This window comes from Pseudomonas sp. (genome assembly GCF_036387035.1).
Classification (GTDB): Bacteria; Pseudomonadota; Gammaproteobacteria; order Pseudomonadales; family Pseudomonadaceae; genus Aquipseudomonas.
Genome location: NZ_DASVUM010000213.1, coordinates 1 through 13,341, shown reverse-complemented (window position 1 = coordinate 13,341; position 13,341 = coordinate 1). Strand labels below are relative to the sequence as shown.

The 13,341-nt window shown below is 60.9% G+C and carries 10 protein-coding genes; 8 read left to right on the top strand and 2 right to left on the bottom strand.

What is annotated here, in order from left to right; all coding sequences use genetic code 11:
* Nucleotides 1-262 precede the first annotated feature (262 nt).
* Nucleotides 263-715 (bottom strand): ribonuclease HI, encoded by a 453-nt coding sequence (rnhA, locus tag VF672_RS19970; protein WP_331106271.1) that lies wholly within the window; start codon nucleotides 713-715, stop codon nucleotides 263-265.
* Nucleotides 716-759: 44 nt separating this feature from the next.
* Entirely contained in the window at nucleotides 760-1,518 is a 759-nt protein-coding gene (locus VF672_RS19965; protein WP_331106270.1) for a class I SAM-dependent methyltransferase, read from the bottom strand.
* Nucleotides 1,519-1,647: 129 nt separating this feature from the next.
* Between VF672_RS19965 and gloB the strand changes: the two genes are divergently transcribed.
* From gloB to fabI, 8 genes are all read left to right on the top strand, one after another.
* Entirely contained in the window at nucleotides 1,648-2,427 is a 780-nt protein-coding gene (gene gloB / locus VF672_RS19960) for a hydroxyacylglutathione hydrolase (protein ID WP_331106269.1), read from the top strand.
* A gap of 99 nt (nucleotides 2,428-2,526) precedes the next feature.
* Complete coding sequence (locus tag VF672_RS19955) at nucleotides 2,527-4,140, top strand: lytic transglycosylase (protein WP_331106268.1); 1,614 nt, start codon at nucleotides 2,527-2,529, stop codon at nucleotides 4,138-4,140.
* Between the two features lie 254 nt (nucleotides 4,141-4,394).
* Nucleotides 4,395-6,224 carry an extracellular solute-binding protein gene (locus VF672_RS19950; RefSeq protein WP_331106267.1) on the top strand — a complete coding sequence of 610 codons (1,830 nt, stop codon included), beginning with the start codon at nucleotides 4,395-4,397 and terminating at the stop codon, nucleotides 6,222-6,224.
* Nucleotides 6,221-8,131: an extracellular solute-binding protein gene (locus tag VF672_RS19945; protein WP_331106266.1), complete on the top strand. Its 1,911-nt coding sequence runs from the start codon at nucleotides 6,221-6,223 to the stop codon at nucleotides 8,129-8,131. The genes VF672_RS19950 and VF672_RS19945 overlap by 4 nt, the downstream gene beginning before the upstream one ends.
* Nucleotide 8,132: 1 nt before the next feature.
* On the top strand, nucleotides 8,133-9,206 hold the full coding sequence (locus VF672_RS19940) for a microcin C ABC transporter permease YejB (protein ID WP_331106265.1): 1,074 nt from the start codon (nucleotides 8,133-8,135) through the stop codon (nucleotides 9,204-9,206).
* Nucleotide 9,207: 1 nt separating this feature from the next.
* On the top strand, nucleotides 9,208-10,227 hold the full coding sequence (locus VF672_RS19935; RefSeq protein ID WP_331106264.1) for an ABC transporter permease: 1,020 nt from the start codon (nucleotides 9,208-9,210) through the stop codon (nucleotides 10,225-10,227).
* Between the two features lies 1 nt (nucleotide 10,228).
* On the top strand, nucleotides 10,229-11,839 hold the full coding sequence (locus VF672_RS19930) for an ABC transporter ATP-binding protein (protein ID WP_331106263.1): 1,611 nt from the start codon (nucleotides 10,229-10,231) through the stop codon (nucleotides 11,837-11,839).
* A 19-nt stretch (nucleotides 11,840-11,858) separates the two neighbouring features.
* On the top strand, nucleotides 11,859-12,653 hold the full coding sequence (gene fabI, locus VF672_RS19925; RefSeq protein WP_331106262.1) for an enoyl-ACP reductase FabI: 795 nt from the start codon (nucleotides 11,859-11,861) through the stop codon (nucleotides 12,651-12,653).
* Nucleotides 12,654-13,341 lie beyond the last annotated feature (688 nt).

Genomic DNA, 13,341 nt, shown 5'->3' with positions numbered 1-13,341 from the left:
TAACTGTAATAGGCATACCGCGAGCTCAACCAATGTTGGCCAGAAGCCCAGAGTGGCTTCCTCGAACAGGCCTTATACATAGATGCAACCGGGTGGCAGTGTTTGAAAAGCGGGTAGACAGTGGAGGCGAGTCCATACATATGAGCCGGCTTGCTGGCGAACGCGTTGTGTCAGCGCTGAAAATGTCCGCTGATCGCAATGCATTCGCCAGCAAGCCAGCTCCTACAGTCGTAATCGCCCAGCGACCAGGCCCGTGTATTGATCAGGCGTGCTTGATCCCGCGCACTTCGTCCACGCCGCGATTGGCCAGCTGGTCAGCGCGTTCGTTACCGGGATGGCCGATATGGCCACGCACCCACTTCCAGCTCACGGTGTGGCGATTGACCTGCTCGTCCAGCTGTCTCCAGAGGTCGGCATTTTTTACCGGCTCCTTCGCGGCGGTCTTCCAGCCGCGCTTCTTCCAGTTGGTCATCCACTCGGTGATGCCCTTCATGACGTACTGCGAGTCGGTCACCAGGACCACTTCGCAGGGCCGCTTCAGTTCTTCCAGCCCGCGGATGGCGCCAAGCAACTCCATGCGGTTGTTGGTGGTGTTGGCTTCACCGCCCCAGAGTTCTTTTTCGACGCCTTTGCACACCAGCAACGCGCCCCAGCCGCCGGGGCCGGGGTTGCCCTTGCAGGCGCCATCGGTGAAGAGTTCTACGGTATCGCTCATTACGATGTTTCCAAAAAATGAGAAAGCGTGGCGCCCGGGGTGAATCAAGGCTCGGGCGTGCGCCGATTGACCTTGGCCATCGGCAGGGGCAGCAATTTGCCCATTGGTTCGCGGCGCGGCATGCGCACGGGCCGCAGCCCTACGCTCATCTTGCGCGCGATCAACAAATAGAAGCCGCCGCCAGGACTTTGCCAGCCCTCGCCGAGACGTTCGAGTCCGGCCAGGCGGGCCTGCCACTTGGGCGAAGCAAGCGGCGGACGATAGCACCCGAAGCGGCGTTTCTCCAGCGCAAAGCCCAGCAGGTTGAGCCAGTCGCCGACCCTCGAAGGCGAGATGCAACGCGCCCTGCGCAAGGCATCGTTGGCGAAAAAATGGCGAATGCCCCAGGTGCTCCAGGGATTGATGCCGAGGATCACCAGATGCCCGCCGGGACGCACGCTGCTGGCCGCTTCGCGCAACAGACCGTGGGGCGACAGACAGAAATCCAGGCCGTGCTGCATGACCACAACGTCAGCGGCGTGCTCGCTCAAGGGCCAGGCCTGCTCCTCGCACACGATCTCGACCCCTGGCAACGGCGCGCCCAGGCGCACGTTGCGCTGCACCTGTTTTGCCGGTGGCGGTGTTTGCGCGGACGGACCGTAATGCACCAGATAACCGCCGAAAAAACGCTCGAGCTCCTGTTCCAGAGCACGGCTCTCTTCTTCCAGCAGTAACTGCCCCAGGGGCCCGGACAGCCAGTCGCGGGCTGCGCTGATCAGCTCAAGCCATTCCGGATCAGCCTGGGCGAACGCTTCATCGGTCATTTCCGGTCTCCATGAGGTCGTCGGTGCGAGCGCCATCCAGTTGGGAAGGTTCTCGTGAGAGAGACTCGCCTCGGGTCTGTTCAGACTCTAAGATGCTTCTCTATGTTTCCAGCAAAGCGAACCGCGCCCATGATACAGGTCGATGCCCTGCCTGCTTTTAGCGATAACTACATCTGGTTGTTACAAGACAATGCCGCCAAGCGCTGCGCCGTGGTTGACCCGGGGGATGCCGCTCCCGTCATCGCCTGGCTGGAGCGTAACCCGGAGTGGCGTCTGACCGACATTCTCATCACTCACCACCACGCTGACCACACCGGCGGCGTTGCACAACTTAAAACCCTGACAGGCGCCAGCGTCTACGGCCCGGCCAGCGAAAACATCCCGGCGCGGGACGTGGCCCTGTCGGACAACGATCAAGTCACCGCACTGGGCCTGACATTCGACGTTCATGCGGTACCCGGGCACACCCTGGGCCACATTGCCTTTTACCACGCTGACGCGCAGCAGCCGCTGCTGTTCTGCGGCGATACGCTGTTCGCCGCCGGGTGCGGCCGGTTATTCGAAGGCACGCCAGAACAGATGCATCATTCCCTGACCCGGCTCGCCGAACTGCCGGACAGCACACACGTCTACTGCGCTCATGAATACACGCTGAGCAATCTGCGTTTTGCCGTTGCGGTCGAGCCGGACAACGCCGACGTCGCCCGGCGCTTCGAGGAGGTGACGCAATGGCGTGAGCAAAACCGTATCAGCGTACCGTCCAGTCTGGCACTGGAGCGCAAGACCAACCCGTTTTTACGAGCATCGGTCATCGAAGTGAAACAAAAAGCAGACGAACGGAGCGGAACCCATAACGCAACGCCCGCAGAGGTTTTTGCGGTCCTGCGGGCATGGAAAGATAAGTTCTAAACAGGCTGCGAATCAGCACGGAAATTCTGAAAGGTTGACCGTTACCGAGCCGCTTTCTAGAATCGCCCGACATTTTCGCCTGGAACTATCCCCCAGCCAATGTCGTCATCTCTACGCAAAACCTTTAATTCCGACACATTGACTCGGTTGGCCCAGGCGATCGCAGTGGTCGCGAGCGCGACATTGGCAGGCTGCCAGAGCACCGGCGGCCTCGAATCCGGGAACGGCGCCAGCGCTGCTCACCCCGTCGCCAGCACCAAACCAAAACCCGTTTATATCGCGCGCAAACCCGTGCCGCTCGCCCCGCCGCACGATGTGTGGGAGCGCATGCGTCAAGGTTTCCAGCTGCAAGACGGCAACGACCTCAACCCGCGCATTGATCAGCAGCGCCTCTGGTACGCCAACAACCCGTCGTTCCTGGAAACGGCCGGTAACCGCGGCAGCCTGTACATGCATTACATCGTCGAGCGTCTGGAAGAGCGCAACATGCCGCTCGAACTGGCGTTGCTGCCGGTTATCGAGAGCGCGTACAACCCGATGGCCCTGTCGCGCAGCGATGCAGCCGGCATCTGGCAGTTCATTCCGTCCACCGGTCGTTACTTCAACCTGCGTCAGACCAACTTCTATGACGGCCGCCGCGACATCACGGCGTCCACCACGGCAGCACTGGATTACCTGACCAAGCTGCACGACATGTTCAACGGCGACTGGCTGTTGGCGCTGGCGGCCTACAATGCCGGCGAAGGCACGGTCAGCCGCGCCATCGAACGCAACGAAAAGCTCAACCTGCCCACCGATTACTGGAACCTGCCGCTGCCGCAGGAAACCCGCGACTACGTGCCGAAACTGCTGGCACTCTCCCAAGTGGTGATGTCGCCTGACGCGTATGGCGTCAACCTCAACCCGATCGACAACAAGCCGTACTTCCAGGTGGTCGAGCTGAATCAGCGCATGGACCTCTCCAAGGTCGCGGCCATGGCCAACATCGACGAAGACGAACTGGTGCAGCTCAACCCCGCCTTCAAAAAGCGCCTGACCATCGACGGCCCGCAGCACCTGCTGGTGCCGACGTCGAAATCGCAGTTGTTGACGGCAAACCTGTCGAACATGAAGCCTGAGGAATTGGTCGACTGGCAGCAATACCGCGTACGTCCGGGCGATAGCCTCGCCAGCCTTGCCAGCCGCTACAAGGTCTCGATCAGTACCCTCAAAGACGTCAACAAGTTGTCCGGCGCTCCTTTGAAACGCGGGCAGGCGCTGACGATCCCGGTGCAACCGGGCATGCAATATGCGATGCCGGTGTTTGAAGAAGTCGCCGAAGTGGACGAAAAGCCTGCACGCACCCGCACCTACAGGGTGAAGAAAGGCGAAAGCCTGGGTCAGATCGCGCGCATCAACAAGGTCGACGTCAAGGACTTGCAGCACTGGAACAAGCTGTCCGGTTACAACCTGAAGGTCGGCCAGACCCTGGTGATGCAGGACAATAGCAAGCCGGCGAAAACGACGTCCCGCGCAGTGGCCAAGGCTGACGGCGGCGCCAAGGGCGAAGACGCCGGCAAGAAGTCGATGCAGTACAAGATTCAGAAAGGCGATTCGATGTACCTCGTCGCCAAGCGCTTCAACGTCGAAATGCAACACCTCAAGCGCTGGAACCCACGCAGTGGCCAGGCACTCAAGCCGGGGCAGACATTGACGGTGTACTTGCCGCACTGATGGGTCGCCCGCAATGCCAACGCTCTGTGTAGGAGCGTGGCTTGTCCCGCGATCGGCGACGAAGTCGTCGTAAAACTGTGTTCAGGAATTGCCAGACATACCGAACACTCAGGATATGCTGCCGGTCCCCGGCAGATCGCGGGACAAGCCACGCTCCTACAGATGTTGCGTCAGCCTGACACCCCGGGCCCACCCTTTTTCCAGCCGATACAAGCTGTTACTGTGTCCGACCGCTGCCTGGATCGACCGCCGACTTGATACGTCACCTGCTGCTGACTTTCAGCCTGGTCTTGAGCACGACAGCCGCCGCGACCATCAGCGAAAGCCATGGTTACGCACAATTCGGCGTCCTCAAGTACCCTGCCAGCTTCACGCATTTCGACTGGGTCAATCCTGAGGCGCCGAAAGCTGGCACCCTGCGAATCATGGCCAACGGCACGTTCGACACACTCAACCCTTACACCTTCAAGGGCAGCAGCCCGATCTCGACGCCGAATTTCGGCCAGTACGGGGTCAGCGAGCTCAATGAACCGTTGATGGTCGGCACCGGCCAGTACGACCCCTCCGGCGACGAACCCACCTCCAGCTATGGCCTCATCGCCAAAACCGTCGAGTACAGCGACGACCGTAGCTGGGTGGTGTTCAATCTGCGGCCCGAAGCGCGCTTTCACGACGGCAAGCCGATTACCGCCTACGACGTCGCGTTTTCCTACAGAACCCTGCTGAAGGATGGTCACCCGCAGTACCGCACCGCGTTGCAGGAAGTGCAGCGGGTGGACATCCTCAACCGCCATCGCATTCGTTTCGTGTTCAAGCGCTCCGGTAACCCCCTACTGATTCTGCGCCTCGGGGAGCTGCCGGTCCTGCCGCAGCACTACTGGAAGAACCGCGACTTCAAGGCCACCTCGTTCGAAGCCCCGCTGGGCAGCGGCCCGTATCGCATCACGCAAGTGCGGCCGGGCCGCAGCCTGGTGTTTGAGCGGGTGAAGGACTACTGGGGCAAAGACCTGCCAGTCAACCGGGGCAAGTACAACTTCAATCGGGTGGAAGTGGAGTTCTATCGCGACGCCGACGTGGCGTTTGAAGCGTTCAAGGCCGGTGAGTTCGACATCTACATTGAGCATCAGGCGAAAAACTGGCTCACCGGGTATGACTTCCCGGCGGTGGCCGAGGGCAAGGTGATCAAGGCGCAGATCCCGCACCAGATTCCCACCCAGACCCAAGGGCTGTTCATGAACACCCGCCGCGGCGCGTTCGCCGACGTTCGTGTGCGAGAAGCGCTGGGGCTGATATTCAACTTCGAGTGGACCAACCGCACGCTGTTCAATGACGCGTATAAGCGCTCGACCAGCTATTACCCCAACAGCGAATTCACCTCCAGCGGACTGCCCGCCGGCCGCGAATTCCTCCTGCTTGCGCCCTATCGCGAGCAGTTGCCGGCCAGGCTGTTCACTCAGCCCTTCGCGGTGTCGAAAACCGACGGCGGCGGCGTACCTCGCGATTCCATTCGCCAGGCCCTGGGGCTGTTGGCCGCTGCCGGCTGGACCTTCACCGAGCGCGGTTTGACCAACAGCGCCGGGCAGCCGTTGCGTTTTGAAATACTGCTGGTCAATCCAAACCTGGAGCGAATCCTGCAGCCCTACATCGAAGACCTCACCCGGATCGGGGTCGACGCGCACCTGCGCACCGTCGACCGCGCCCAGTACAAACAGCGGCTGGACCAGTTCGATTTCGACATGATTCTCATGACCCTGAACCAGACCCTCAGCCCAGGGCTGGAACAATGGCAGTATTTCCATTCCAGCCAGGCCAACATTAAGGGCAGCAAGAACTACGCCGGCGTTGCCAACCCGGTGGTCGACACCCTGCTCAACCAGTTACTGGCCGCGAAAACCCGGGATGAACAGGTGGCGGCGACCCGTGCCCTGGATCGCGTGTTGCTGTGGCAGCACTACATGATCCCCAACTGGTACCTCAATAATCATCGTCTGGCGTACCGCAACGGGTTCGCCATGGTCACCACCCCGCCCTACACCCTGGGCCTGCGTGCGTGGTGGCTCAAGCCTTCGGAGAAAACCCAATGACTGCCCTGCGCTCCCTGACCCGCGCCGGCGGCCTGTTTCTGAGCCCGTTCGTGCTGGCCCCGCTGTTGCTGGGCGTCATCAGTGCAGCCCAGGCGGCCCCGCAACACGCCCTCACCCTGTACAACGAAGCGCCAAAATACCCGGCCGACTTCAAGCATTTCGATTACGTGAACCCGGATGCGCCCAAAGGCGGAATCCTGCGCAGCGCCGGTTTTGGCGGCTTCGACAGCCTCAACCCGTTCATCAGCAAAGGCGTCCCCGCCGACGACATCGGCCTGATTTACGACACCCTCGCTCGCCAGGGCCTCGACGAGCCGTTTACCGAATACGGCCTGATTGCCGGCAAAATCGAGAAAGCCCCGGACAACAGCTGGGTGCGCTTCTACCTGCGCCCGGAAGCGAAATTCAACGACGGCCATCCGGTCCGCGCCGAAGACGTGGTGTTCAGCTTCGAGACGCTGATCAAGGACGGCTCGCCGCTGTACCGCAGCTACTACGCGGACGTGGATCAGGCCGTCGCGGAAAACCCGACCACGGTGCTGTTCAAGTTCAAGCACAACGACAACCGCGAACTCCCGCTGATCCTCGGCCAGTTGCCGGTCTTGCCCAAACACTGGTGGGCAACCCGCGACTTCAGCAAAGGCAACCTGGAAATCCCGCTGGGCAGCGGGCCGTACAAGGTGGCCGAGGTTAAGGCCGGGCGCTCGGTGCGCTATGAGCGGGTCAAGGACTACTGGGGCAAGGACCTGCCAATCAATAAGGGTTTTTACAACTTCGACCGGTTGTCCACTGACTACTACCGCGACAACACCGTGGCGCTTGAAGCGTTGAAAGCCGGCGCTTTTGACTTCTGGCAGGAGATGGCGGCGAAAAACTGGGCGACAGCGTATGACGTCCCGGCCGTCAGACAGGGCCGTCTGATCAAGGAAGAAATCCCCAACGGCAACCCTCAGGGCATGCAGGGTTTTATCTTCAACCTGCGCAAGCCGATGTTCCAGGACGTGCGCGTGCGCCAGGCGCTCAGCCTGTTGCTCGACTTCGAATGGACCAACAAACAGCTGTTCTTCGGCAGCTACACCCGCACCAAGAGCTATTTCGACAATTCGGACATGGGCGCCAAAGGCTTGCCAACGCCAGCGGAGCTGAAAATTCTCGAACCTCTGCGCGGTAAATTGCCGGATCCGGTCTTTACCCAGGCATTCGAACTGCCGGTCACCGATGGCAGCGGCATCATCCGCGAGCAACAGCGCAAAGCGTTCCAGTTGCTCAAGGAGGCGGGTTGGAAAATCGTCGGCGACAAGATGGTGGACACCGAAGGCAAGCCGGTCACTATTGAATTTCTGCTCGCCCAGACCGAATTCGAGCGCGTGTTGCTGCCGTATAAACGCAACCTGGCCGACATCGGCATTGATCTGGAAATCCGTCGGGTCGACGTCTCCCAGTACATCACCCGCCGCCGCTCGCGTGACTACGACATGATCGTCGGCAGTTTCCCGCAATCGAGTTCGCCGGGTAACGAACAGCGCGAATACTGGGACTCCTCCGCCGCTGACAAGCCGGGCAGCTACAACGTGATCGGCCTCAAAGACCCGGCCATCGACACGCTGGTGAGCGGCCTGATCAACGCCGACTCCCGTCAGAGCCTGATCGATCACACCCGCGCCCTCGACCGCGCCCTGCTGTGGGGCTACTACGTCATTCCGAACTGGCACATCAAGACCTGGCGCGTGGCCTACTGGGATCACTTGGGCCACCCGAACAAAACCCCGCTCTACGACATTGGCACCGTCACGTGGTGGGTCAAACCCGACGCGACGCCGGCCATTCCCGTGCAGGTCGCGCCTGACGCAGCGCAGCCTGACGCAGCCCAGTCTGAAACCAGCCAACCCAAAGGCGCGGAGCAATAACATGCTGGCCTACATTCTGCGGCGGCTGCTGCTGATCATCCCGACCCTGTTCGGCATTCTGCTGATCAACTTCGTCATCATTCAGGCGGCGCCGGGCGGTCCGGTGGAGCAGATGATCGCCAAGCTCGAAGGCTTCGAGGGCGCCACCAGCCGCATCGCCGGCGGCGGCGCTGAAGTGTCGGTGGCCGGCTCGACCTATCGTGGCGCTCAAGGTCTGGATCCCGGCCTGATCAAGGAAATCGAGCACATGTACGGCTTCGACAAATCGGCGCCGGAACGCTTGTGGATCATGATCAAAAACTACGCTCGACTGGATTTTGGCGACAGCTTCTTTCGGGACGCCAAAGTCATCGACCTGATCGTCGAGAAGATGCCGGTATCCATCTCCCTCGGGCTGTGGAGCACGCTGATCATGTACCTGGTGTCGATCCCGCTGGGGATCGCCAAGGCCACACGCCACGGCAGCCATTTCGACGTCTGGACCAGCTCGGCGATCATCGTCGGCTACGCCATTCCGGCGTTCCTGTTTGCCATTCTGTTGATCGTCGTGTTCGCGGGCGGCAGTTACTTCGACTGGTTCCCGTTGCGCGGGCTGACGTCCAGCAACTTCGACGAGATGAGCTGGCTGGGCAAAGTGGGTGACTACTTCTGGCACCTGGTGCTGCCGATCACCGCGCTGGTCATCGGCAACTTCGCCACCATGACCCTGCTGACGAAAAACAGTTTTCTTGATGAAATCGGCAAGCAGTACGTGATCACCGCCAAGGCGAAAGGCCTGACCCAGCGCCGCGTGCTCTACGGCCATGTGTTCCGCAATGCCATGCTGCTGGTGATCGCGGGGTTCCCGTCGGCGTTCATTGGCATCTTCTTCACCGGTTCCCTGCTGGTGGAAGTGATCTTCTCCCTGGACGGCCTCGGCCTGATGAGTTTTGAAGCCGCAATCAACCGCGATTACCCGGTGGTGTTCGGCACGCTGTTCATCTTCACCCTGCTCGGGCTGGTGGTGAAACTGATCGGCGACCTGACCTACACGCTGGTTGACCCACGCATCGACTTCGACCGCAGGGATCATTGATATGACGCTGTCCCCTCTCAATCGACGCCGTTTCGAACGCTTCAAGGCCAATAAGCGTGGCTGGTGGTCGCTGTGGCTGTTTCTGATTCTGTTCGGCGCAAGCCTGGGCGCCGAACTCATTGCCAACGACAAACCGCTTGCCGTGCGCTATGACGGCGAGTGGTACTTCCCCGTCTTCAAGCGCTACCCGGAAACCACCTTCGGCGGGGAATTCCCGCTGGAAGCCAACTACAAGAGCCCGTACATCAAGGAGCTGCTGGCGGCCAAAGACGGCTGGACCCTGTGGGCGCCCATTCCGTTCAGCTACCAGAGCATCAATTACGACCTGAAAGTCCCGGCCCCTGCCCCGCCGTCGCGCGAGAACCTGCTCGGCACCGACGATCAGGGTCGCGACGTGCTGGCGCGGGTGATCTACGGCTTCCGCGTGTCGGTGCTGTTCGCTCTGACGCTGACCATCCTCAGCTCGATCATCGGCGTGATCGCCGGCGCGCTGCAGGGCTTCTACGGCGGTTGGGTCGATCTGATCGGCCAGCGCTTTCTGGAAGTCTGGTCCGGGCTGCCAGTGCTGTATCTGTTGATCATCCTTGCCAGCTTCGTGCAGCCCAATTTCTGGTGGCTGCTGGGCATCATGTTGCTGTTTTCATGGATGAGCCTGGTGGACGTGGTGCGCGCGGAGTTCCTGCGCGGCCGCAACCTTGAATACGTGCGTGCCGCCCGGGCGCTGGGCATGGAGAACGGCGCGATCATGTTCCGCCACATCCTGCCCAACGCGATGGTGTCGACCATGACCTTCATGCCGTTCATCCTCACCGGCGCCATCGGCACGCTGACCGCGCTGGACTTCCTCGGCTTCGGCCTGCCCGCCGGCTCGCCTTCGCTGGGCGAGCTGGTCGCACAGGGCAAATCCAACCTGCAGGCGCCGTGGCTGGGCATCAGTGCCTTCGCCGTGCTGGCGATCATGTTGAGCCTGCTGGTGTTCATCGGCGAATCCGCCCGCGACGCATTCGACCCGAGGAAATGAGATGAATCAGGACAATCTGGTCGAGATCCGCGACCTCTCGGTCGAGTTCGTGAACGGCAACAACGTGCAGCGGGTGGTCGAAGGCATCAGCTTCGACATCCGCAAGGGCGAGACCCTTGCGCTGGTCGGCGAAAGCGGATCAGGCAAGTCAGTCACCGCCCATTCGATCTTGCGGCTGCTGCCCTACCCGCTGGCGCGCCATCCCACCGGGACCATTCGCTACGCCGGTGACGACTTGCTGACCGTCAGCGAAAAACGCCTGCGCGGCATTCGCGGCAATCGCATCGCCATGATCTTTCAGGAGCCGATGACTTCGCTCAACCCGCTCCAGTCCATCGAAAAGCAGATCAACGAAGTGCTCGGCCTGCACAAGGGCCTGACCGGCAAAGCAGCCACGCGACGCACGCTGGAGCTGCTCGAGCTGGTAGGCATTCCGGAGCCGGGGAAGCGCTTGAAAGCCCTGCCCCACGAACTCTCAGGCGGTCAGCGTCAACGCGTGATGATCGCCATGGCCTTGGCCAACGAGCCCGAACTGCTGATCGCCGACGAGCCGACCACCGCGCTGGACGTCACCGTGCAGCTGAAAATCCTTGAATTGCTCAAGGAGTTACAGGCCCGGCTGGGCATGGCGTTGCTGTTGATCAGCCATGATTTGAACGTCGTCAGGCAAATTGCCAACCGAGTATGTGTCATGCAGCGCGGTTGCATCGTCGAACAGGCATCGTGCGAAGAGCTGTTCCGCGCGCCGCAACATCTGTACACCCGGGAACTGCTCAGCGCGGAGCCCAAAGGCGGGCCGGCGAATAACCCGCCGGGCGCGCCGATGCTGGAAGTCGAGGACCTGCGGGTCTGGTTTCCGATCAAGAAAGGTGTGTTCAAGCGCACGGTCGATCACGTCAAGGCCGTCGACGGCATCCACTTCAGCCTGCCCAAGGGCCAGACGCTGGGGATTGTTGGCGAAAGCGGTTCGGGCAAATCGACGCTGGGCCTGGCGATCCTGCGGTTGATCCGCAGCGAAGGCGAGATACGCTTTCACGGGCAATCGTTGGCGGGGCTGAATCAGCATCAGGTAAGGCCGCTGCGGCGGCAGATGCAGGTGGTGTTTCAGGACCCGTTCGGCAGCCTCAGCCCGCGCATGTCGGTGTGTGACATCGTCGGCGAAGGCCTGCGGATCCATAAGATGGGTACGCCGGTGGAACAGGAAGCGGCGGTCATCGAAGCGCTCAAGGAGGTGGGCCTGGACCCGGCCACCCGTCACCGCTACCCCCACGAGTTTTCCGGGGGACAGCGGCAAAGGATCGCCATCGCCCGGGCATTAGTGTTAAAACCGGCGCTGATTTTGCTGGACGAGCCGACTTCGGCCCTCGACCGCACCGTTCAGCGTCAAGTGGTGGAGCTGTTGCGCTCCCTGCAAACCAAGTACAACCTGACGTATTTGTTCATCAGCCATGATCTGGCGGTGGTCAAGGCGTTGAGCCACCAACTGATGGTGGTCAAGCAAGGCCAAGTGGTCGAACAGGGTGTGGCAGAAGACATCTTCGCCGCACCGCAACATCCTTATACACAGCAGCTGCTGGAGGCCGCCTTCTTGGCGCCGGCAGCTGTCGATTAACCTGAAGAGGAACAAAACAATGGGTTTTCTCGCCGGTAAGCGCGTCCTGATCGTCGGTGTCGCCAGCAAATTGTCCATCGCATCCGGTATCGCTGCCGCCATGCACCGCGAGGGCGCTGAGCTTGCCTTCACCTATCAGAACGAAAAGCTGAAGAAGCGCGTCGAAGAGTTCGCCGAAGGCTGGGGTTCCAACGCTGACCTGTGCTTCCCTTGCGACGTCGCCAGCGACGAAGAGATCGCCAAGGTCTTCGAAGAACTGAGCAAAAAGTGGGACGGTCTGGACTGCATCGTTCACTCCGTGGGTTTCGCACCGGGCGACCAGTTGGACGGTGACTTCACCCAAGCCACGACCCGTGAAGGCTTCCGTATCGCTCACGACATCAGTGCCTACAGCTTCGTGGCCCTGGCCAAAGCCGGCCGCGACCTGATGAAGGGCCGCAATGGCAGCTTGCTGACCCTGTCGTATCTGGGTGCCGAGCGCACCATGCCGAACTACAACGTGATGGGCATGGCCAAGGCCAGCCTTGAAGCCGGTGTCCGTTACCTGGCCCGCAGCCTCGGCCCTGAAGGCACACGCGTGAACGCGGTATCAGCCGGCCCGATCCGTACCCTCGCCGCTTCGGGCATTTCGAACTTCCGCAAGATGCTGGCGGCGAACGAAGCGCAGACCCCTTTGCGTCGCAACGTGACGATCGAGGAAGTGGGTAACGCGGGCGCTTTCCTGTGTTCTGATCTGGCTTCCGGTGTCAGTGGCGAGATCATGTACGTCGACGGTGGTTTCAACACCACAGCGATGGGTGATCTGGAAGGTTGATGGTTGCTTGCCCGTTTTCAGAGTGATGACGCTCTGAAGACGGGCGCAAGGCCTGTAAGCGCCAGCGTGCTGGCGAAAGCGGTGGATCAGACAGCCCTGTGGCTGGATAATCTGCCGTTTTTTTTGCCTTGGGTTTGTCAGTCAGGTTCGGCGGCGTTCGTTAGAGTCGGCCTAACGGCCTTGGGTTTCGCCTTCGGCGAGTTACTTGGAAAAGCACCCCAAGTAACCAAGGGTGCTTGCTCCTGGCTAGGCCCCTCGTTCCTCGGGGTTCCCTCACTCCGACGACGCTCCGTGGGCCCGCGCCGAACGGACATCCATGTCCTAGCGGCGCTCTCGCGGCATCCATGCCGCTCGACCCACTCCGCGTCGTCTGCGTTCGGCCTGCACCCAAGTCGCGGTTGGTGGTGTCTGTGCGTTATGTGCATGAAGATCAAGATCAGAAGCAAAGCAGGCAGATCAAAGGCTTCCCGGCTAAAGCCGGTCCCACTGAGGGCAGGCTGTTTCAACGATCTGTGATCGATCATCGTCGTACCTGACAGAACGCATTTTTCTGTAATTGGATGGACTCGCCCAGGCCGAGGCGTCAATGCGCCACGGTGGCAGTCTAAACAGCCAACGACAGCGAGGGCGAGTCCATGAAAAAGCATACGACGGTTAATCAGTCTCTGTCTTCATCCGATCTCCCGGC

Excerpts from the sequence above, each read along its gene's own strand:
- fabI (WP_331106262.1), top strand. The coding sequence starts at position 11,859 with ATGGGTTTTCTCGCCGGTAAGCGCGTCCTGATCGTCGGTGTCGCCAGC.
- VF672_RS19930 (WP_331106263.1), top strand. The coding sequence starts at position 10,229 with ATGAATCAGGACAATCTGGTCGAGATCCGCGACCTCTCGGTCGAGTTC.
- VF672_RS19940 (WP_331106265.1), top strand. The coding sequence starts at position 8,133 with ATGCTGGCCTACATTCTGCGGCGGCTGCTGCTGATCATCCCGACCCTG.
- VF672_RS19935 (WP_331106264.1), top strand. The coding sequence starts at position 9,208 with ATGACGCTGTCCCCTCTCAATCGACGCCGTTTCGAACGCTTCAAGGCC.
- VF672_RS19945 (WP_331106266.1), top strand. The coding sequence starts at position 6,221 with ATGACTGCCCTGCGCTCCCTGACCCGCGCCGGCGGCCTGTTTCTGAGC.
- VF672_RS19965 (WP_331106270.1), bottom strand. The coding sequence starts at position 1,518 with ATGACCGATGAAGCGTTCGCCCAGGCTGATCCGGAATGGCTTGAGCTG.
- VF672_RS19955 (WP_331106268.1), top strand. The coding sequence starts at position 2,527 with ATGTCGTCATCTCTACGCAAAACCTTTAATTCCGACACATTGACTCGG.
- rnhA (WP_331106271.1), bottom strand. The coding sequence starts at position 715 with ATGAGCGATACCGTAGAACTCTTCACCGATGGCGCCTGCAAGGGCAAC.
- gloB (WP_331106269.1), top strand. The coding sequence starts at position 1,648 with ATGATACAGGTCGATGCCCTGCCTGCTTTTAGCGATAACTACATCTGG.